Annotated in this window: 15 protein-coding genes and 6 tRNA genes; 4 read left to right on the top strand and 17 right to left on the bottom strand. The window is 62.9% G+C overall.

Annotated features, from left to right (window positions below; all coding sequences use genetic code 11):
- Positions 1-163 precede the first annotated feature (163 nt).
- From asd to leuC, 5 genes are all read right to left on the bottom strand, one after another.
- Positions 164-1,276: an aspartate-semialdehyde dehydrogenase gene (asd, locus tag QQ992_RS07910; protein ID WP_016715168.1), complete on the bottom strand. Its 1,113-nt coding sequence runs from the start codon at positions 1,274-1,276 to the stop codon at positions 164-166.
- A 63-nt stretch (positions 1,277-1,339) separates the two neighbouring features.
- Positions 1,340-2,422: a 3-isopropylmalate dehydrogenase gene (gene leuB, locus QQ992_RS07905; RefSeq protein WP_286112896.1), complete on the bottom strand. Its 1,083-nt coding sequence runs from the start codon at positions 2,420-2,422 to the stop codon at positions 1,340-1,342.
- Positions 2,423-2,476: 54 nt separating this feature from the next.
- Positions 2,477-3,241 (bottom strand): class I SAM-dependent methyltransferase, encoded by a 765-nt coding sequence (locus tag QQ992_RS07900; RefSeq protein WP_019098754.1) that lies wholly within the window; start codon positions 3,239-3,241, stop codon positions 2,477-2,479.
- Between the two features lie 97 nt (positions 3,242-3,338).
- Positions 3,339-3,983 (bottom strand): 3-isopropylmalate dehydratase small subunit, encoded by a 645-nt coding sequence (gene leuD / locus QQ992_RS07895; protein WP_104835291.1) that lies wholly within the window; start codon positions 3,981-3,983, stop codon positions 3,339-3,341.
- Complete coding sequence (leuC, locus tag QQ992_RS07890; RefSeq protein WP_284357257.1) at positions 3,980-5,413, bottom strand: 3-isopropylmalate dehydratase large subunit; 1,434 nt, start codon at positions 5,411-5,413, stop codon at positions 3,980-3,982. Before leuC ends, leuD begins: the two co-directional genes overlap by 4 nt.
- A gap of 130 nt (positions 5,414-5,543) precedes the next feature.
- Here leuC and QQ992_RS07885 point away from each other — a divergent pair, with 130 nt between their 5' ends.
- Entirely contained in the window at positions 5,544-6,419 is an 876-nt protein-coding gene (locus QQ992_RS07885) for a LysR family transcriptional regulator (protein ID WP_105945351.1), read from the top strand.
- 62 nt (positions 6,420-6,481) lie between these two features.
- Positions 6,482-9,778 carry a PAS domain S-box protein gene (locus QQ992_RS07880; protein WP_105945337.1) on the top strand — a complete coding sequence of 1,099 codons (3,297 nt, stop codon included), beginning with the start codon at positions 6,482-6,484 and terminating at the stop codon, positions 9,776-9,778.
- 57 nt (positions 9,779-9,835) lie between these two features.
- On the opposite strand, the gene QQ992_RS07875 is transcribed toward QQ992_RS07880, so the two are convergent.
- The 12 genes from QQ992_RS07875 to gltX all read right to left on the bottom strand — a co-directional run bounded on the left by QQ992_RS07875 (position 9,836) and on the right by gltX (position 16,143).
- A complete protein-coding gene (locus tag QQ992_RS07875) occupies positions 9,836-10,279 on the bottom strand; it encodes an Hsp20 family protein (RefSeq protein ID WP_051099848.1) in 444 nt (147 codons plus the stop codon).
- A gap of 233 nt (positions 10,280-10,512) precedes the next feature.
- Positions 10,513-11,484, bottom strand: a complete 972-nt coding sequence (locus QQ992_RS07870) for a tRNA dihydrouridine synthase (RefSeq protein ID WP_286112894.1) — start codon at positions 11,482-11,484, stop codon at positions 10,513-10,515.
- 51 nt (positions 11,485-11,535) lie between these two features.
- The gene (locus QQ992_RS07865; RefSeq protein WP_015269427.1) at positions 11,536-11,970 is read right to left on the bottom strand and encodes an acyl-CoA thioesterase; all 435 of its coding nucleotides are present in this window, start codon (positions 11,968-11,970) and stop codon (positions 11,536-11,538) included.
- 69 nt (positions 11,971-12,039) lie between these two features.
- Positions 12,040-12,873, bottom strand: coding sequence for an alpha/beta hydrolase (locus tag QQ992_RS07860; protein WP_286112892.1), 834 nt, complete (start codon positions 12,871-12,873; stop codon positions 12,040-12,042).
- A 15-nt stretch (positions 12,874-12,888) separates the two neighbouring features.
- Positions 12,889-13,428 carry a TetR/AcrR family transcriptional regulator gene (locus QQ992_RS07855; protein WP_016715158.1) on the bottom strand — a complete coding sequence of 180 codons (540 nt, stop codon included), beginning with the start codon at positions 13,426-13,428 and terminating at the stop codon, positions 12,889-12,891.
- Positions 13,429-13,600: 172 nt separating this feature from the next.
- Positions 13,601-13,676 (bottom strand) — tRNA-Glu (locus tag QQ992_RS07850).
- A 42-nt stretch (positions 13,677-13,718) separates the two neighbouring features.
- Positions 13,719-13,794 (bottom strand) — tRNA-Ala (locus QQ992_RS07845).
- Between the two features lie 62 nt (positions 13,795-13,856).
- A tRNA-Glu gene (locus QQ992_RS07840) sits at positions 13,857-13,932 on the bottom strand.
- Positions 13,933-13,974: 42 nt separating this feature from the next.
- Positions 13,975-14,050, bottom strand: a tRNA-Ala gene (locus QQ992_RS07835).
- 53 nt (positions 14,051-14,103) lie between these two features.
- Positions 14,104-14,179 (bottom strand) — tRNA-Glu (locus tag QQ992_RS07830).
- A 72-nt stretch (positions 14,180-14,251) separates the two neighbouring features.
- Positions 14,252-14,327: transfer RNA gene (locus tag QQ992_RS07825), tRNA-Ala, on the bottom strand.
- Positions 14,328-14,661: 334 nt separating this feature from the next.
- Positions 14,662-16,143 carry a glutamate--tRNA ligase gene (gene gltX, locus QQ992_RS07820; RefSeq protein WP_016715155.1) on the bottom strand — a complete coding sequence of 494 codons (1,482 nt, stop codon included), beginning with the start codon at positions 16,141-16,143 and terminating at the stop codon, positions 14,662-14,664.
- 143 nt (positions 16,144-16,286) lie between these two features.
- Between gltX and QQ992_RS07815 the strand changes: the two genes are divergently transcribed.
- Together QQ992_RS07815 and QQ992_RS07810 are read left to right on the top strand one after the other, a co-directional pair.
- Complete coding sequence (locus tag QQ992_RS07815; protein WP_025754820.1) at positions 16,287-17,342, top strand: HlyD family secretion protein; 1,056 nt, start codon at positions 16,287-16,289, stop codon at positions 17,340-17,342.
- Complete coding sequence (locus QQ992_RS07810; protein ID WP_491016145.1) at positions 17,332-18,882, top strand: MDR family MFS transporter; 1,551 nt, start codon at positions 17,332-17,334, stop codon at positions 18,880-18,882. The genes QQ992_RS07815 and QQ992_RS07810 overlap by 11 nt, the downstream gene beginning before the upstream one ends.
- Positions 18,883-18,955 lie beyond the last annotated feature (73 nt).

Raw genomic sequence — 18,955 nt, 5'->3', positions numbered from 1 at the left:
TGCTCAGGCAAACTGGGGAGCCCGATTATAATGAGAATATTTCTCGTTAATCTAGGCAATTTGCCACTGTTCCTGGCGCTGTTACAAAAAGGCTGATTCGTAGTGATACCAATAAAAAAACCCGCGCTGTCGCCAGCACGGGTTTTCGGTTACAGCAGAGCGATCAACGCTCCAGCAGGATCCGCAGCATGCGGCGCAGCGGTTCTGCCGCGCCCCACAGCAGCTGGTCACCCACGGTGAACGCGCCCAGGTACTGCGAACCCATGTTCAGCTTGCGCAGGCGGCCAACCGGGATGTTCAGGGTGCCGGTGACCTTTGTCGGGGTCAGTTCCTGCATGCTGATTTCACGCTGGTTCGGCACCAGCTTCACCCAAGGGTTGTGCTGGCTGATCATGCCTTCGATATCGGCCAGCGGCACGTCCTTGTTCAGCTTGATGGTCAGCGCCTGGCTGTGGCAGCGCATGGCGCCGATGCGCACGCAGATGCCGTCGACCGGGATCGGGCTCTTGAAGCGACCGAGGATCTTGTTGGTTTCGGCCTGGGCCTTCCACTCTTCGCGGCTCTGGCCGTTCGGCAGTTCCTTGTCGATCCACGGGATCAGGCTGCCCGCCAGTGGCACACCGAAGTTCTCGGTCGGGAATGCATCACCGCGCATGGTCTCGGCAACCTTGCGGTCGATATCGAGGATGGCGCTGGCCGGGTTGGCCAGGTCATCGGCCACGGCGGCGTGGGTAGCACCCATCTGCTTGATCAGCTCGCGCATGTTCTGCGCGCCGGCACCCGAGGCTGCCTGGTAGGTCATGGCGCTCATCCATTCCACCAGGCCGGCTTCGAACAGGCCGCCCAGGCCCATCAGCATCAGGCTGACGGTGCAGTTGCCGCCGATGTAGTTCTTGGTGCCCGCGTCCAGCTGCTGGTCGATGACCTTGCGGTTGACCGGGTCGAGGATGATGACCGCGTCATCCTGCATGCGCAGGGACGAAGCGGCGTCGATCCAGTAACCCTGCCAGCCGGCTTCACGCAGCTTGGGGAAGACCTCGTTGGTGTAGTCGCCGCCCTGGCAGGTCAGGATCACGTCGAGGGTCTTGAGTTCTTCAATCGAATAAGCGTCCTTGAGCGGCGCTGTATCCTTGCCCACGTTCGGGCCCTGGCCGCCAACATTGGAGGTAGTGAAGAACACCGGCTCGATAAGGTCGAAGTCCTGCTCCTCCAGCATCCGCTGCATGAGCACGGAACCGACCATACCGCGCCAACCGATCAGACCTACACGTTTCATCGCAACTACACCTTTGCTAAAAGTGGGCCGCCACCGGGAATTTTGGGTGGCGGGCCAGAGAGATTACAGATTCCGCAGCGCTGCGACTACTGCGTCGCCCATTTCCTGCGTACCAACTTTGCGGCAGCCTTGCGAATAGATGTCGCCGGTGCGCAGGCCCTGGTCCAGCACCAGGCTCACGGCCTTCTCGATCGCTTCGGCGGCAGCCGACTGATTGAAGCTGTAACGCAGCATCATCGACACCGACAGGATGGTCGCCAGCGGGTTGGCAATGCCCTGGCCTGCGATGTCCGGTGCCGAGCCGTGGCACGGCTCGTACATGCCCTTGTTGTCGGCATCCAGCGACGCCGAAGGCAGCATGCCGATGGAACCGGTGAGCATGGAAGCTTCATCCGACAGAATGTCACCGAACATGTTGTCGGTCACCATCACGTCGAACTGCTTGGGTGCACGCACCAGCTGCATGGCGGCGTTGTCGACGTACATGTGGCTCAGTTCCACATCCGGGTAGTCCTTGGCCACGTCTTCGACCACTTCACGCCACAGCTGGCTGGAAGCCAGTACGTTGGCTTTGTCTACCGAGCACAGCTTCTTGCCACGCACGCGGGCCATGTCGAAGCCGACACGGGCAATGCGGCGCACTTCGCTTTCGCTGTACGGCAGGGTGTCGTAGGCCTGGCGCTCGCCACCTTCCAGCTCGCGCTGGCCACGCGGGGCACCGAAGTAGATGCCGCCGGTCAGCTCACGGACGATGAGGATGTCCAGGCCCGAGACGATTTCCGGCTTCAGCGACGAGGCATCGGCCAGTTGCGGGTAGAGGATGGCCGGGCGCAGGTTGGCGAACAGGCCCAACTGCGAACGGATTTTCAGCAAGCCGCGCTCCGGGCGGATGTCGCGCTCGATCTTATCCCACTTCGGCCCGCCCACGGCGCCCAGCAGCACGGCATCAGCCTTGCGCGCACGCTCCAGGGTTTCGTCGGCCAGCGGCACGCCGTGCTTGTCGATGGCGGCGCCACCGATCACGTCGTGCTCCAGGCTGAAGCCGAGCTGGAACTTGTCGCTGGCCAGCTCCAGCACCTTGACCGCTTCGGCCATGATTTCCGGGCCGATACCGTCACCTGGGAGAATCAGAATCTGCTTGCTCATGCTTTCCTCTATCCATTCACGCGGTGCGGCCAAACGGGCCCCACCGAAAAGTGCTTAACGCTCGGCCCACAGCACCAGCACATCGGTGCTGAACGAGCCATCGGCCTCGATCTGGTAATACTGCCGTACTTCTTCGCCCATGGCTTGCTGCAATTGGCGGATGGCCACGCGCATTGGCTCGGGGGTGCGCATGCGCTCCACCCAGCTGCCGAACTCCAGGCGCAAGGGCTGGCGGGTGTGACTGCGCACATGCAGGCCAGCCTCGCTGACCTGGCGCTGCCATTCGGCGGCGGAGTAGTCGCGCACATGGCTAGTGTCGCGCAGCACCTCGACCGTTTGCAGGTAGGTGTCGAGCAGCGGGCTGCCCGGCGACATCACGTCGATGAACGCCGCCACACCACCCGGCTTGAGCACCCGGCGCACTTCGCGCAGGGCCAGGCCCAAGTCGCTCCAGTGGTGGGCCGAGTAGCGGCTGAAGACGAATTCGAACGAGGCATCGGCGAACGGCAGGCGTTCGGCGGCACCGCGCTCGGTGGTGATATTGGCCAGGCCGCGCTCGGCGGCGGCACTGGCGACCACGTCGAGCATGGATTGCGACAGGTCGTAGGCGACCACTTCGCTCACCAGCGGGGCAACGTGGAAACTGACATGACCGGCACCACAGCCCAGGTCCAGCACGCGGGCATTGCCCTGCCCCGCCAGCTCGGCCTGCAGCAGGGCGAATTCACTGCCCTGGGCGTGCACGGCGCTGCTGAGGTAGGCGCTGGCCTGTTCGCCGAACTGGCGTTGGACCACATCGGTGTGTTGGGTGCTGGTCATGTCTCGATCCTTTAGATTTTTGTTGCCTTTGCCGGCCCTTTCGCGGGTGAACCCGCGAAGAGGCCGGCACAGCCACTGCAAATGCCGGCTATATCAATCAGGCATCCCGGAACAGCCAAGGCTGCCCGGCGCGGTGCTTGCCTTCGAAGGCCTTGATCGCATCGCTGTCCTGCAGGGTCAGGCCGATGTCGTCCAGGCCGTTGAGCAGGCAGTGCTTGCGGAACGCATCGATCTCGAAGTGCAGCACCTTGCCGTCCGGGCGGGTCACCGCCTGCGCTTGCAGGTCGATGGTCAACTGGTAGCCCGGGTTGGCTTCGACCTGCTTGAACAACTCGTCCACTTCTTCATCGCTGAGGATGATCGGCAGCAAGCCGTTCTTGAAGCTGTTGTTGAAGAAGATGTCGGCAAAGCTCGGCGCGATGATGCTGCGGAAACCGTACTCGTCCAGCGCCCAAGGGGCGTGCTCACGGCTGGAGCCGCAACCGAAGTTCTCCCGCGCCAGCAGCACGCTGGCACCCTGGTAGCGTTCGTGGTTGAGCACGAATTCCTGGTTCACCGGGCGCTTGCTGTTGTCCTGGTAGGGCTGGCCCACGTCCAGGTAACGCCATTCGTCGAACAGGTTAGGGCCAAAGCCGGTGCGCTTGATCGACTTCAAAAACTGCTTGGGGATGATCTGGTCGGTGTCGACGTTGGCACGGTCCAACGGCGCGACGAGGCCAGTGTGCTGGGTAAAGGCTTTCATGCTGCGCTCCCTTGGATCAACTCGCGGACATCGATGAAGTGGCCGGCTACCGCAGCAGCGGCGGCCATGGCCGGGCTGACCAGGTGGGTACGGCCACCGGCACCCTGACGGCCTTCGAAGTTGCGGTTGGAGGTGGACGCGCAGTGCTCGCCGCTCTCCAGGCGGTCCGGGTTCATCGCCAGGCACATCGAGCAGCCTGGTTCACGCCATTCGAAACCGGCTTCGAGGAAGATCTTGTCCAGGCCTTCACGCTCGGCCTGTGCCTTGACCAGGCCCGAGCCCGGCACGACGATGGCTTGCTTGACGGTCGCGGCCACCTTGCGGCCCTTGGCGATCTCCGCTGCGGCACGCAGGTCTTCGATACGCGAGTTGGTGCACGAGCCGATGAACACGCGGTCCAGCTGGATGTCGGTGATCGCCTGGTTGGCGGTCAGGCCCATGTACTTCAAGGCACGTTCGATCGAACCACGCTTGACCAGGTCGGCTTCGGCAGCCGGGTCCGGTACGCGCTGGTCTACGGCCAACACCATCTCGGGCGAGGTGCCCCAGCTGACTTGCGGCTTGATCTGGCTGGCATCCAGCTCGACCACGGTGTCGAACACGGCGTCGTCATCCGACACCAGGTCTTTCCACGATTCGACTGCCTGCTTCCATTGCTCGCCCTTCGGCGCGTACGGGCGGCCTTCGACATAGGCAACGGTGGTGGCGTCGGTCGCCACCAGGCCCACACGGGCACCGGCTTCGATGGACATGTTGCAGATGGTCATGCGGCCTTCCATCGACAACTCGCGAATGGCGCTGCCCGCGAACTCCATGGCGTGGCCGTTGCCACCGGCGGTGCCGATCTTGCCGATCACGGCCAGCACGATATCCTTGGCGGTTACGCCGGCCGGCAATTGGCCTTCCACGCGCACCAGCATGTTCTTCATCTTCTTGGCGACCAGGCACTGGGTGGCGAGCACGTGCTCGACCTCGGAGGTGCCGATGCCATGGGCCAGGGCACCGAAGGCGCCGTGGGTGGAGGTGTGCGAGTCGCCGCAAACCACGGTCATGCCGGGCAAGGTGGCACCCTGCTCCGGGCTGATGACGTGAACGATGCCCTGGCGCTCGTCGTTCATCTTGAATTCGACGATGCCGTATTCGTCACAGTTTTCGTCGAGGGTCTGCACCTGCAGGCGCGACACCTGGTCGACGATGGCCTCGATACCGCCCTTGCGCTCTGGCGTGGTCGGCACGTTGTGATCGGGCGTGGCGATGTTGGTATCGATGCGCCACGGTTTGCGGTTGGCCAGGCGCAGGCCTTCGAAGGCCTGGGGCGACGTCACTTCGTGAATGATGTGGCGGTCGATGTAGATCAAGGACGAGCCGTCATCACGGCGCTTGACCTCATGGGCTTCCCAGAGTTTGTCGTAGAGCGTTTTGCCAGCCATCAGACTGTTCCTCATCAGCGTCTTTCTATGCCAAAGACCCCTTGGCTTGTACGGACGATGCTATGGGGTTAGATTGAATAACTCAAATTCATAATTTTTATCCTTTGGATAACCAAGAGGAATGCAACCCTTGGACCTGGCCAACCTCAGCGCCTTCATCGCCATTGCCGAAACCGGCAGCTTCTCCGGGGCGGCTGAACGCCTGTTCCTGACCCAACCCGCCATCAGCAAGCGCATCGCCGGCCTGGAGCAGCAGCTGGATGTGCGCCTGTTCGACCGCCTGGGCCGCGAGGTGACCCTGACCGAGGCCGGACGCGCCCTGCTGCCCCGGGCCTACCAGATCCTCAACGTCCTTGATGATACCCGACGTGCGCTGACCAATTTGTCGGGGGAAGTGAGCGGTCGCCTCACCCTGGCCACCAGCCACCACATCGGCCTGCACCGCCTGCCCCCGCTATTACGGGCGTTCACCCGCCAGTACCCGGCCGTGGCGCTGGATATTCAGTTTCTCGATTCAGAACAGGCCTACGACGAGATTCTGCATGGCCGCGCCGAAATAGCCGTGATCACCCTGGCGCCCGAGCCGCATCACCTGGTCAAGGCGGTGCCCGTGTGGGACGACGCCCTGGATTTTGTCGCCGCCCCCGAGCACCCGCTGGCCAACAATGCGGTCGGCCTGGCCGATGTGGCCCGCCACCCGGCGGTTTTCCCCGGCGGCAACACCTTTACCCACCACATCGTCCAGCGCCTGTTCGAAAGCCAGGGCCTCACGCCGAACATCGCCATGAGCACCAACTACCTGGAAACCATCAAGATGATGGTGTCGATCGGCCTGGCCTGGAGCGTGCTGCCGCGCACCATGCTCGACGAACAGGTTGCACCCATCGCTTTGCCCGGCATACAGCTGTCGCGCCAGCTAGGCTACATTTTGCACACGGAGCGTACGCTATCGAACGCGGCCAGGGCATTCATGGCCCTGCTCGACAGCCACGCGGGGCCCGCCTGACCGGCCGTCAGCCAGGTATTTCCGAATCCAAGGACGCGTCATACGCCAAAGGTCTGGTACCGATGCCCAAATCAGCAAACCGCTTTTTGCGCCTGCCGCGTATTCCTGCGGCCGACCCCCAGGAGTCCGAACAGGCCTGGCAGAACGCCCCACAACTGCTGGCCGCGCTGAACGGCGCCCGGTTGGGGGCATGGCTGTGGGATATTGAAAGCGGCCGTGTCAGCTGGTCACGGGGCACCCAGGCCCTGTTCGGCTTCGACCCGCAGCGCCCGCTGCCTGCCGATGTCGACTACCTCGACCTGCTGCCCGAAGAAGACCGCGCCCGCACGCGCCAGGTGTTCCAGGCGGTGTTCAACGGCGAGCCGGTGGAACAGGCCATGCGTCATCGCATCCGCTGGCCGGACGGCAGCCTGCACTGGCTGGAGATCAACGGCAGCCTGACCCACGACCCGCATGGCCGGCCGCAGATGATCGGGGTAATCCGCGAAATCACCCGCCAGCGCGAGCGGGAAACCGCCCTGATCAATTCGGAAAAGCGCTTCGCCACCCTGTTCCACCTCAGCCCCAACGCCATTTTGCTCACCCGCCGCCACGACGGCATGATCTTCGAGGTCAACCAGCACTTCGAAGACATGTTCGGCTGGCCTGGCAGCCAGGTGATCGGCAAGACCAGCCTGGAGCTGGGCCTGTGGGTCAACCCCGAACAACGCCACCAGGTGATGGAGTCGACCCGCGCCAACGGCGGCCCGTTGATCATGGAGGTGCAGTTCCGCGCCACCAGCGGCAAGGTGCATGACGGCATTCTCTGCACCCAGGGCATCGAACTGGAAGGCGTGACCTTTCTGATCAGCACCTTCGTCGACACCACCGAGCGCAAGCGCGCCGAGCAGGCCCTGAAGGACAGCCAGGAGCGCCTGGACCTGGCCCTGGATTCGGCGCAGCTGGGCACCTGGGACTGGCATATCCCCAGCGGCATGCTCTATGGCTCTGCCCGCGCCGCGCAGTTGCACGGCCTACCGCCCATCCCCTTTCATGAGTCGTTCGATGCATTTTTCGAAGGGGTGCCGGAGCAGGAGCGCAACTCGATGCGCCAGGCCTACCGCAGCCTGCGCGAAGGGCCCGCCGGCAACTACCAGATCACCTACCGGGTGCAACTGGAAAACGGCATTTCGCGCTATATCGAAAGCCGCGCACGCCTGTACCGCGACGAACAAGGCAACCCGCTGCGCATGGCCGGCACCCTGCTCGACATCACCGATCAGGTGGAGCGCGAGCAGCGCCTGAGCGCCTCGGAAGAGAAGTTCGCCAGCCTGTTCCAGGTCAGCCCCGACCCGATCTGCGTCACTCGCCAGGACACCGGTCAGTTCATCGAGATCAACCCGGCGTTCACCCAGACCTTCGGCTGGGGCAGCGAGCAGGTGCTTGGCCGCACCGCAGAGGAAATCGGCCTGTGGGCCGAGTCCATCGAGCGTGCGCAACGTATCGAGCGGGTGATCCGCGAACAGGCCTTGAGCAACGTCGCCGTGGTGGTCAACCACCGCAATGGCGCCCCCCTGACGTGCGTGATTTCCAGCCGCCTGATCACCGTCGATGACCAGCCGTGCAGCGTGACCACCCTGCGCGACATTACCCAGCAGCAACGCGCCGAAGCCGCACTGAAGTCCAGCGAGGAGAAGTTCGCCAAGGCCTTCCACTCCAGCCCCGACGCCATCACCATCACCGAACGCCATAGCGGACGCTACCTGGAAATCAACGATGGCTTCTGCCGCCTGACGGGTTACAGCGCGGCCGAGGTGGTCGGCCACACGGTGTACGAGATCGGCATCTGGGCGGACGACAAGCAGCGCAGCGCGCTGCTGGCCGAGTTACGCGAGCGCGGCCGGGTACATCACCGGGAAATGCTCGGGCGCAACAAGCGCGGCGATATCCTTACCGTGGAAGTTTCGGTCGAACCGATCACCCTCAACGAGGTGGACTGCCTGCTGCTGACCGCCCGTGACGTCAGCCAACTGAAAAATGCCCAGGCGCAGATTCGCCACCTGGCCTACCACGACCCGCTGACCAACCTGCCCAACCGCGCCCTGCTGATGGACCGCCTGAGCCAGCAGATCGCCCTGCTCAAGCGCCACAACCTGCGCGGCGCCCTGCTGTTCCTCGACCTCGACCACTTCAAGCACATCAACGACTCGCTGGGCCATCCGGTGGGCGACACGGTGCTGAAGATCATCACCGCCCGCCTGGAGGCCAGCGTGCGCCTGGAAGACACCGTGGCGCGGCTGGGGGGCGACGAGTTCGTGGTCCTGCTCAGCGGCCTGGAAGGCAGCCGCGAGCTGGTAGAGGAAAAAGTGCGCGAACTGGCCGACACCCTGCGCGAACTGCTGGCCGAACCGATGTCGCTGGATGGCCAGCGGCTGCAGGTAACGCCCAGTATCGGCGTGGCGCTGATCCCTGACCACGGCGCTACCCCGGCCGATTTGCTCAAGCGTGCCGACATTGCCCTGTACCGGGCCAAGGACTCCGGGCGCAACACCACCCAGCTGTTCCACACCACCATGCAGAAGGCCGCCAGCGAGCGCTTGCGCATGGAAAACGACCTGCGCCTGGCCTTGGCCCGTGGCGAACTGGCGCTGCACTTCCAGCCCCAGGTGGATGCCCGCGACAACCGCATCGTCGGGGCTGAAGTGCTGCTGCGCTGGCACCACCCGCAACTGGGTCAGCAACCACCCGGGCAGTTTATCCAGGTGCTGGAGGAAAGCGGCCTGATTCTGGAAGTTGGCAGCTGGATCCTCGATGAAGCGTGCGATGCTTGCGCACGCATGCTGACCGACGGGCTGATCGACGCGGATGATTTCAGCCTGTGCGTGAACATCAGCCCGCGGCAGTTCCGCCAGAACGACTTTGTCGGGCGCGTGCTGCGCAGCCTGGACGACTATCGCCTGCCTCGGCACATGCTCAAGCTGGAGATCACCGAAGGCATCGTGATCCAGAACCTGGAAGACACCATCAGCAAGATGCGCGAACTCAAGCGCTTCGGGGTGAGCTTTGCCATGGATGACTTTGGCACCGGTTATTCCTCACTCACCTACCTCAAGCGCCTGCCGGTGGATGCGCTGAAGATCGACCAGACCTTCGTGCGCGACGCGCCGGTCGACCCCAACGACGCGGAAATCGTGCGCGCCATCGTCGCCATGGCCCGCAGCCTGGACCTGGCCGTGATTGCCGAAGGGGTAGAACTGACCGAACAACTGGAGTTCCTCGAACGGCTGGGCTGCCACTTGTACCAGGGATACCTGCACAGCCGGCCATTGCCGTTGCCGGAGTTTCGGCAGATGTTGCTGGAGGCGCCGGCGGGTTACTGAACCAGCCGGCAAACGCAAGAAGGGCACCCGAGGGTGCCCTTCTTCACTGCAGCGCGATCAGTTCAGCGCTGGCTTGTCGCCATTGATCGGGATGCGCTTGGCCTTGGCTTCTTCAGGCACGATGCGCAGCAGGTCGATGCTGAGCAGGCCATTGGCCAGGCCGGCGGCCTTCACTTCGATATGGTCGGCCAGGCGGAACGACAGCTTGAAGGCGCGTTGCGCGATACCTTGGTGCAGGTAGGTCACTTCAGCGGCGCCATTGTCGCGCTTGCCACCGGTCACGGTCAGGACGCCTTTTTCGACTTGCAGGTCGAGGTCCTGCTCCTGGAAACCGGCTGCGGCAACCACGATGCGGTAGTGGTCATCGCCATGCTTTTCCACGTTGTAGGGCGGGTAGCTGCTACCGGCCTCGTTACGTGCCGCAGATTCGAACAGGTCGTTGAAACGGTCGAAACCTACGGAATGACGGAACAGGGGTGCGAGAGAGAAAGCGGTGGTCATGGTCATAAACTCCTGAGATTCAGCAAGTAAGTCATTACGCGACCCGACTTCGGCATCGCGTACTCAAGAGATATGGCCTGGGGAAATGCTTTCAAGGGGGAGTCAGAAAAAATCTGATTTTTGCATTGGGTCTGGTGGCCTCTTCGCGGGTAAACCCGCTCCTACAGGTACTGCACAAGCTTCAGCGTCTGTGGGATCCCTGTGGGAGCGGGTTCACCCGCGAAGGGGCCGGATCAGGCAACACAGGCTTCCGGGGCTTGAGCCTCAACCCCCAGCAACCGGCTGATCCGCGCACAATCATCCTCCCGGCGCAGCTCGGCAAACAGCACCACCGCCTCAGGATAACTGCGGGTCAGCATCGCCAGCCACTGCTTCATCCGCCCCGGCGCATAGCGCGGTGACAGCTTGTTCTGCGCCTGGCGCCAGAACTCGCGCAACAGTGGCAGCAAATCCTCCCAGCTCATCGGTTGATACTCACGCCCGTCACGCGCAGCCGCAATCTGCAGACCCAGGTCGGGTCGCGACACCAGCCCACGGCCCAGCATGATGTCTTCGGCCCCACTGACCTCACGGCAACGTCGCCAGTCGTCGACAGTCCAGATCTCGCCATTGGCGAACACCGGCACCTTCACCACATCCTGCACCCGCGCCACCCATTCCCAGTGCGCCGGCGGTTTGTAGCCTTCGACCTTGGTCCGTGCATGCACCACCAGGTGCGCCGAGCCGCCTTCGGCCAGCGCCGTGGCACACTCCAGCGCACCATCAGGGCTGTCGAAGCCCAGGCGCATCTTCGACGTCACCGGGATATCTGCCGGCACGGCACGGCGCACTTCGCGCACGATGGCGTGCAGCAGTTCCGGCTCCTTGAGCAGCACGGCACCACCCCGCGACTTGTTCACGGTCTTGGCCGGGCAGCCAAAGTTCAGGTCGATCAACGGCGCGCCCAGTTCGCAGGCCAGCGCGGCGTTTTCCGCCAGACATACCGGGTCCGAACCCAGCAACTGCACACGCATGGGCACCCCGGCAGCCGTGCGCGCCCCCTGGCGCAGCTCGGGCGCCAGTTTGTCGAACGAAGAAGGCGGCAGCAGGCGGTCGCACACACGAATGAACTCGGTGACGCACCAGTCGATGCCGCCCACGCGGGTCAGTACGTCGCGCAGGATGTTGTCGACCAGCCCCTCCATGGGGGCCAGGGCAATTTGCATGTCGGGGTCTCGGCGGAAAAAGCCGGCAGTCTAACAAAAATTGCCGGGTTTTCAGGCGCCGATCAGCGCCGGGCCGTAACCGTCAAGGAATTCTGCCGGCATGCGTTTGGGCTTACCGCTGGACAGCTCGATGCAGGCGAAGGTGGTTTGCGCACGCAGCAGGGTCACGCCGTCACGCGGGCGCTTGAGCTGGAAACGGCGGGTCATGCGCAGGCGCTGGTCCCAATCGATGATCCAGGTGGCCAGTTGCAGTTCATCGTCCTCGTAGGCGGCGGCCAGGTAGTCGATTTCGTGACGCACTACCGCCATGGCGCGGTCTAGCCGACGGTACTCGGCCAGGTCCAGGCCCAGGCGCTGGGAGTGGCGCCAGGCACAACGCTCCAGCCAGGTGACGTACACCGCGTTATTGGCGTGGCCAAGGCCATCAATATCCTCGCTGCCGACACGCAGGTCGATGACGAAGGGTGTTGCCAGGTCCCAGCTCATGTTCGCTTCCTTGGCGGAAAAAGTGAATTTAGCCGTGACAGGTGAGGGAATGTCCAGCCCTGCTGCCACTCAGGCGCTTTGACGCGCCGGTGCAGCAGCGCGGGCGAGCAATTCGAGCACTGCCTCACCCAGCCGCGGGTCGGACAGTACACGCTGATGCCCACCCGCCTCCAGCAGCATCAGGCGGCTGTCGAACCAGGCTTTATGGATAACCTGAGCCTCATCGGCGGCCACCAAGGCGTCATCAGCGGCATGCACCACCAACCCCGGCAGCTCCAGCTGATAACCCGTCACGTCCAGCCGGGCTATCTGCATCCCCACATCCCGCTCAATCTGCCGAATGAACGCCGCCCGCGCCCGTGCTGGCAGCCCCAGGCGATGGGCAAAACCACGCAACACACCCAACAGCCGTGCCGGGGCCGCAATGCTGACCGCAGCCTCTGTACGCAGCCCCATCTGCAAGGCCAGCAACACACTGGCACCGCCCATGGAATGGCCAATGACCGCACGCAGCGGCGGCAGCTCGGCGGCGGCCTCCAGCAGGGCCCGGGCAAACAGCACCACATTGGCCTGCTCGCCAGGCGAACGCCCATGCCCCGGCCCCTCCAGTGACACCACCGTGTGCCCGGCCTGCACCAAGGTTTCGATCAACGCAGCGAACTGGGTCGGGCGCCCTTCCCAGCCGTGCATCAGCAGCACGGTCGGCCCATTACCCCAGCGCAGGGCCGACAAGCCGAAGCGCAGGGTAATGCGCTCGGCACGGGCCAGCACGGGCAGCTCCCAATCCCGCGGCGGCAAGTTGCGCGGTGTCATGAAGGCACGGCGCATCCTGCCCGCGACATGCTCGGGGGCCAGGCGGCCCAGGGTGCCATTGACACCACGAATCCAGCTCAGGGTAGTCATTGCCATGCTCCAGGGTTAAAGCACCGCCGATTTGGCGGCGCGCAGAATGCGGTCTGACAACTCGCTGGTACCCAGGGCGCGGGCCAGGGCCAGGCCACCGACCATCAACGCCAGATCGGCCAAGGCTTTGTCGGCATCTTCGGGACGATCGACCATGGCAGCAGTCATCAGCTCGATGTGTTCGGCCAATACCTCACGGAAGACTTCCGGCAAGCGCTGCATCTCGCCCAGCGAATTAGGCAGCGGGCAGGCGTGCACTTCGGCATCCCGGTGTTTACGCGACAGGTAGAAGGCACTGGCCAGCGCCCGTCGCCCCGCACCATCGAGACTGGGGTCGATCTGGGCGAGCAAGGCGCGGCGCTCACCCAGCAGCTGGCGGAACGCCTCTAGCATCAGCTCGTCCTTACTGTCGAAGTGGGCATAAAAACCACCGACGGTCAGGCCTGCCGCCCCCATCACCTGGCTCACGCTGGGCTCGGCGGGGCCATGCTGGATCAGCGCACTGCGTGCGGCTTCCAGGATGCGTTCGCGGGTTTTGCTCTTCTTGTCGCTCATCTGAACATTCGCCGGACAAAATATGATGATCGAAATATTATTCTCATCATATTTTTTGGCAAGCAGAATTTCTCGCCGCCTGTCGGTTGCGAATTTTTCGGGAGGGAGAAAAACAAAAGGCCCATTCAATAATCGAATGAGCCTTAAAGGTCCCGCAAAACGCGGGTAAAAATGGCGTCCCCTAGGGGACTCGAACCCCTGTTACCGCCGTGAAAGGGCGGTGTCCTAGGCCACTAGACGAAGGGGACGTAACCTTCGCGAAGATCCACTTGCGTGAACCCTGGCAGAAATGGTGGAGCTAAGCGGGATCGAACCGCTGACCTCCTGCATGCCATGCAGGCGCTCTCCCAGCTGAGCTATAGCCCCGAAACAAAAGACTCATCAATAAACGACGAGCCTTTTTAAGCCCTGCAAAACGCAGGAAAAAGTGGCGTCCCCTAGGGGACTCGAACCCCTGTTACCGCCGTGAAAGGGCGGTGTCCTAGGCCACTAGACGAAGGGGACGTAACCTTCGTGCCGATCCGCTTACGCGAACCGCGGCAAAATTGGTGGAGCTAAGCGGGATCGAACCGCTGACCTCCTGCATGCCATGCAGGCGCTCTCCCAGCTGAGCTATAGCCCCGGATTTCTAGCCTCTCGGCCCAGCGACATCGTGAAACATCGCTTGTGCAAAACTGGCGTCCCCTAGGGGACTCGAACCCCTGTTACCGCCGTGAAAGGGCGGTGTCCTAGGCCACTAGACGAAGGGGACGAACCTTCTTACCTTCAAGACCCGGTTGCTGGACCCGGTCTTGCTCGACAGCCTTTGCTGCCAAGCGGAATTTGGTGGAGCTAAGCGGGATCGAACCGCTGACCTCCTGCATGCCATGCAGGCGCTCTCCCAGCTGAGCTATAGCCCCACAATATCGCTCTGAACAGAATCGCTGGCTGGGTGGCTGGCGTTTCGTTTTCGTTCATCGCTGTGGACGGGGCGCATATTAAGATCGGATTGCAGGCCTGTCAAACTAATTTTTTAAAATAATCAAAAAATTTTTCACAGATAACAATCACTTACCGCCCTGCCCCAGTAAAAGCTCAGCATCGAACCCTTGTAGGAGCGGCCTTGTGTCGCGAAAGGACCGCGACGCGGTCCCGCGATCTTCGCTTTAACGCAAAATCGCCGGGGCCGCTTTGCGGCCCTTTCGCGACACAAGGCCGCTCCTAAAGGGTTCAGCGGCTGCTTTCAGTGCGCCATCAGGCGATCGAGGCCAGCAGCTTTTCCCACTCCTTGTTTTCTTTCTTCGACACGCCACCCAGCAAATCCAGGGCCTGACGCAGACGATAGCGGGTCAGGTCCGGGCCAAGGATTTCCATGGCGTCCAGTACCGAAACCGAGCTGGCCTGACCCGTGATGGCGGCGAACATCAGCGGCATGGCGTCACGCAGCTTCAGCTCCAGCGCCTCGACCACGGCCTGGATGCAGCCGGTGATGCGCTCTTTTTCCCACTGACGCAGGCTTTCGAGCTTCCACAGGATCAGCTGAATCACCTGACGCACCTGGTCGGCCGACAGCTTCTTGCTCTCGAACAGCTTGGCATCCAGCTTCAACGCGCCTTCGAAGAAGAACCCGCCCAGAGGGGCAACCTGGCTGAAGGTTTCCACACGGCCCTGCACGTGCGGGGCGATCTTCATCATGTAGTCGCTGTTGAATGCCCACTTCTGCAGGCGTGCCGCGAATTCCTCGACCGGCAGCTCGCGCAGCCACTGGCCGTTGAGCCAGGACAGCTTCTCGATGTCGAAGATCGGCCCGCCCAGCGAAATACGCGACAGGTCGAAGTGCTCGACCATTTCGGCCAGCGAGAACTTCTCGCGCTCGTCCGGCATCGACCAGCCCATGCGGCCCAGGTAGTTGAGCATCGCCTCGGGCATGAAGCCCATGCGCTCGTAGAAGGTGACCGAGGTCGGGTTCTTGCGCTTGGACAGCTTGGATTTGTCCGGGTTACGCAGCAGCGGCATGTAGCACAGCTTTGGCTGTTCCCAGCCGAAGTACTCATACAGCTTGATCAGCTTGGGCGCCGACGGCAGCCACTCTTCGCCGCGCAGTACGTGGGTGATGCCCATCAGGTGGTCGTCGACCACGTTGGCCAGGAAGTACGTCGGCAGGCCGTCGTTCTTCATCAGCACCTGCATGTCCATGCGGTCCCACGGGATTTCGACATCGCCGCGCAGCATGTCCGGGACCACGCACATGCCTTCGCTCGGCACCTTCATGCGGATCACGTGTGGCTCGCCAGCGGCCAGGCGGCGCTGCACTTCCTCGGCGCTCAGCAGCAATGCGCGACCGTCGTAGCGCGGGGTTTCGCCGCGGGCTTGCTGCTCGGCACGCATCTGGTCCAGCTCTTCAGCGGTGCAGAAGCAGTAGAAGGCGTGGCCGGCGTCGACCAGTTCCTTGGCGTACTTGGCGTAGATCTCGCCACGCTCGCTCTGCCGGTACGGGCCATGCGGGCCGCCGACGTCCGGGCCTTCGTTCCACTCGATGCCGAGCCAGCGCAGGGCGTCGAAGATCTGCTGTTCCGACTCGCGCGTGGAGCGCAGCTGGTCGGTGTCCTCGATGCGCAGGATGAACTCACCGCCGTGCTGCTTGGCAAAGCAGTAGTTGAACAGGGCGATGTAGGCAGTGCCGACATGGGGGTCGCCGGTAGGCGATGGCGCGATACGCGTGCGTACGGTGGTCATGGAAGGTCTCGAACGAAAGATGAAACAAAGGCGGGATGTTAGCAGGAGGCAGGCACCGGGCTCCAGCAATGGCGCGAACGTCACTTGTCGACAGGCCCTGTGCCGCTGTTAAATTTATTTACATTTCTGGAACGATAGTCCCCATGCCCGCCCAACTCAAACGCCGCCTGCTGGTCTTTTTCACCCTCGTGGCCCTCATCGCCCTCGCCTTCCTGGCCCACTGGTACTTCAAAGGCCGCTTCTACGAGAGCACCGACAACGCTTATGTACAGGGCGAGATCACGCGCATTTCCAGCCAGCTGGGCGCCCGCATCGACACGGTGCCGGTCGAGGACAACCAGCACGTCAACAAGGGCGACCTGCTGGTGCGCCTGGAAGCCGCCGACTTCGAGCTGGCGGTTGAGCGCGCCCATGCCGCCCTCGCCACCCGCGAAGCCGAGTACGCACAGGCACAAAGCCGCCTGACCCAGCAAGGCAGCCTGATTGCTGCCGGCCAGGCCCAGGTGGCAGCCAACCAAGCCACTTTCGACCGTTCACGGCTGGACCTGAGCCGCGCCGAGAAGCTGCGCAAGCCTGGCTTTGTATCCGAAGAACGGGTCACCACCCTGTCGGCAGACAGCCACGTGGCCGGCTCTCAGGTCGACAAGGCCCGTGCCGATCTGCAAAGCCAGCGCCAGCAAGTCAACGCGCTGAACGCCGACCTCAAGCGCCTCGATGCGCAAATCGCCAATGCCCGCGCCGACCTGGCCCAGGCTGAGCTGAACCTGACCCGCTGCGAGATCCGCGCACCGATCAGCGGCACCATCGGCCAGCGCAATGCGCGCAATGGCCAGGTGGTGCAGGCCGGCGCCTACCTGCTGTCGATCGTGCCAGACGAAGACATCTGGGTGCAGGCCAACTTCAAGGAAACGCAGATTGGCCACATGCAGCCCGGCCAGCGCGCTGAACTGCTCTTCGACAGCTACCCCGATACGCCCATCGAAGGCCGGGTCGACAGCCTGTTCGCCGCATCGGGCGCACAATTCAGCCTGCTGCCGCCCGACAACGCCACCGGCAACTTCACCAAGGTGGTGCAGCGTATCCCGGTCAAACTCACCTTCCGCGCCGACAACCCGCTGCACGGGCGCATCCGCCCCGGCATGTCGGTAACCGCCACCGTCGACCTGCGCAGCGAAAACGAAGGCCACGATGGCCGGTGATCAACTGCTCAGGCCTACAGCCGAGCCAACCCGACGCGACTGGATCGCAGTGATGAGCGTGATGCTCGGCGCCTTCATGGCGGTGCTGGACATCCAGATCACCAACTCGTCGCTCAAGGATATCCAGGGCGCACTGTCGGCAACGCTGGAAGAAGGTTCATGGATTTCCACTTCGTACCTGGTAGCGGAAATCATCATGATCCCGCTAACCGCCTGGCTGGTGCAGCTGCTGTCGGCGCGGCGCCTGGTGGTGTGGGTATCCGCAGGCTTCCTGCTGTCGTCGCTGCTGTGCTCGATGGCCTGGAACCTGGAGAGCATGATCCTGTTCCGTGCCCTGCAAGGCTTCACTGGCGGCGCGCTGATCCCGTTGGCCTTCACCCTCACCCTGATCAAACTGCCTGAGCACCACCGCGCCAAAGGCATGGCCATGTTTGCCATGACCGCCACCTTCGCCCCCTCCATCGGCCCCACCCTGGGCGGCTGGCTGACCGAAAACTGGGGCTGGGAGTACATCTTCTACATCAACATCCCGCCAGGGCTGGTGATGATCGCCGGCCTGCTGTACGGGCTGGAAAAGAAGGAAGCGCACTGGGAACTGCTGAAAAGCACCGATTACGCCGGCATCGTCACCCTGGGCCTGGGGCTGGGTTGCCTACAGGTGTTCCTGGAGGAAGGCCACCGCAAGGACTGGCTGGAGTCGCCCCTGATCGTCGGCCTCGGCAGCATCGCCCTGGTCAGCCTGATCACCTTCGTCATCCTGCAGTTTTCCAAGCCACACCCACTGATCAACCTGCGCATCCTGGGCAACCGCAATTTTGGCCTGTCGAGCATTGCCAGCCTCGGCATGGGGGTAGGCCTGTACGGGTCGATCTACCTGTTGCCGCTGTACCTGGCGCAGGTGCAGGGTTACAACGCCTTGCAGATCGGCGAGGTGATCATGTGGATGGGGATTCCGCAGCTGTTCCTGATTCCGCTGGTACCGCAACTGATGAAAGTGGTTTCGCCCAAAGTGCTGTGTGCGCTGGGGTTCTGCCTGTTCGGTGCGGCCAGTTTCGGCTCGGGGGTGCTCAACCCGGATTTTGCCGGGCCGCAGTTCAACCATATCCAGATCATCCGCGCCTTGGGCCAACCGATGATCATGGTGACCATTTCGTTGATCGCCACATCGTACATTCAGCAGCAAGACGCGGGGTCGGCTTCGAGCCTGTTCAACATCCTGCGTAACCTGGGTGGCGCAATCGGGATTGCCCTGCTGGCCACATTGCTGGATGCGCGGACCAAGGTATATTTCGATTACCTGAGGGAGTCGATAGTGCCAAGTAACCCGCAGGTGGCAGAGCGGCTGACGCAGCTGGCTGAAAGGCTGGGGAATGACAATGCGGCGCTGGGCAAGTTGAGCGAAATTACTCACCAGCAGGCGCTGATCATGGCTTACAACGACGCCTTCCACTTCGTCGGGATCGGGTTGGCGGTGAGTATGGTGGCGGTGTTGCTTACCCGGAAGTTGCCAGCGGGGTTGAAGGCTGGGGAAGCCCACTGAGGCTATTTCAGATTTAATGCGATCCCTGTGGGAGCAACTGTCTTGCACAAAATCTGAAAGCTGGCGTGATCAC

It is taken from the genome of Pseudomonas kurunegalensis (genome assembly GCF_030291635.1).
GTDB classification, from domain to species: Bacteria; Pseudomonadota; Gammaproteobacteria; order Pseudomonadales; family Pseudomonadaceae; genus Aquipseudomonas; species Aquipseudomonas monteilii.
This window is presented reverse-complemented; position numbering and strand designations above follow the sequence as displayed.

Excerpts from the sequence above, each read along its gene's own strand:
- leuB (WP_286112896.1), bottom strand. The coding sequence starts at position 2,422 with ATGAGCAAGCAGATTCTGATTCTCCCAGGTGACGGTATCGGCCCGGAA.
- QQ992_RS07810 (WP_491016145.1), top strand. The coding sequence starts at position 17,332 with ATGGCCGGTGATCAACTGCTCAGGCCTACAGCCGAGCCAACCCGACGC.
- asd (WP_016715168.1), bottom strand. The coding sequence starts at position 1,276 with ATGAAACGTGTAGGTCTGATCGGTTGGCGCGGTATGGTCGGTTCCGTG.
- QQ992_RS07870 (WP_286112894.1), bottom strand. The coding sequence starts at position 11,484 with ATGCAAATTGCCCTGGCCCCCATGGAGGGGCTGGTCGACAACATCCTG.
- QQ992_RS07900 (WP_019098754.1), bottom strand. The coding sequence starts at position 3,241 with ATGACCAGCACCCAACACACCGATGTGGTCCAACGCCAGTTCGGCGAA.
- QQ992_RS07860 (WP_286112892.1), bottom strand. The coding sequence starts at position 12,873 with ATGACTACCCTGAGCTGGATTCGTGGTGTCAATGGCACCCTGGGCCGC.
- QQ992_RS07855 (WP_016715158.1), bottom strand. The coding sequence starts at position 13,428 with ATGAGCGACAAGAAGAGCAAAACCCGCGAACGCATCCTGGAAGCCGCA.
- QQ992_RS07865 (WP_015269427.1), bottom strand. The coding sequence starts at position 11,970 with ATGAGCTGGGACCTGGCAACACCCTTCGTCATCGACCTGCGTGTCGGC.
- leuD (WP_104835291.1), bottom strand. The coding sequence starts at position 3,983 with ATGAAAGCCTTTACCCAGCACACTGGCCTCGTCGCGCCGTTGGACCGT.
- leuC (WP_284357257.1), bottom strand. The coding sequence starts at position 5,413 with ATGGCTGGCAAAACGCTCTACGACAAACTCTGGGAAGCCCATGAGGTC.
- QQ992_RS07815 (WP_025754820.1), top strand. The coding sequence starts at position 16,287 with ATGCCCGCCCAACTCAAACGCCGCCTGCTGGTCTTTTTCACCCTCGTG.
- gltX (WP_016715155.1), bottom strand. The coding sequence starts at position 16,143 with ATGACCACCGTACGCACGCGTATCGCGCCATCGCCTACCGGCGACCCC.
- QQ992_RS07880 (WP_105945337.1), top strand. The coding sequence starts at position 6,482 with ATGCCCAAATCAGCAAACCGCTTTTTGCGCCTGCCGCGTATTCCTGCG.
- QQ992_RS07875 (WP_051099848.1), bottom strand. The coding sequence starts at position 10,279 with ATGACCACCGCTTTCTCTCTCGCACCCCTGTTCCGTCATTCCGTAGGT.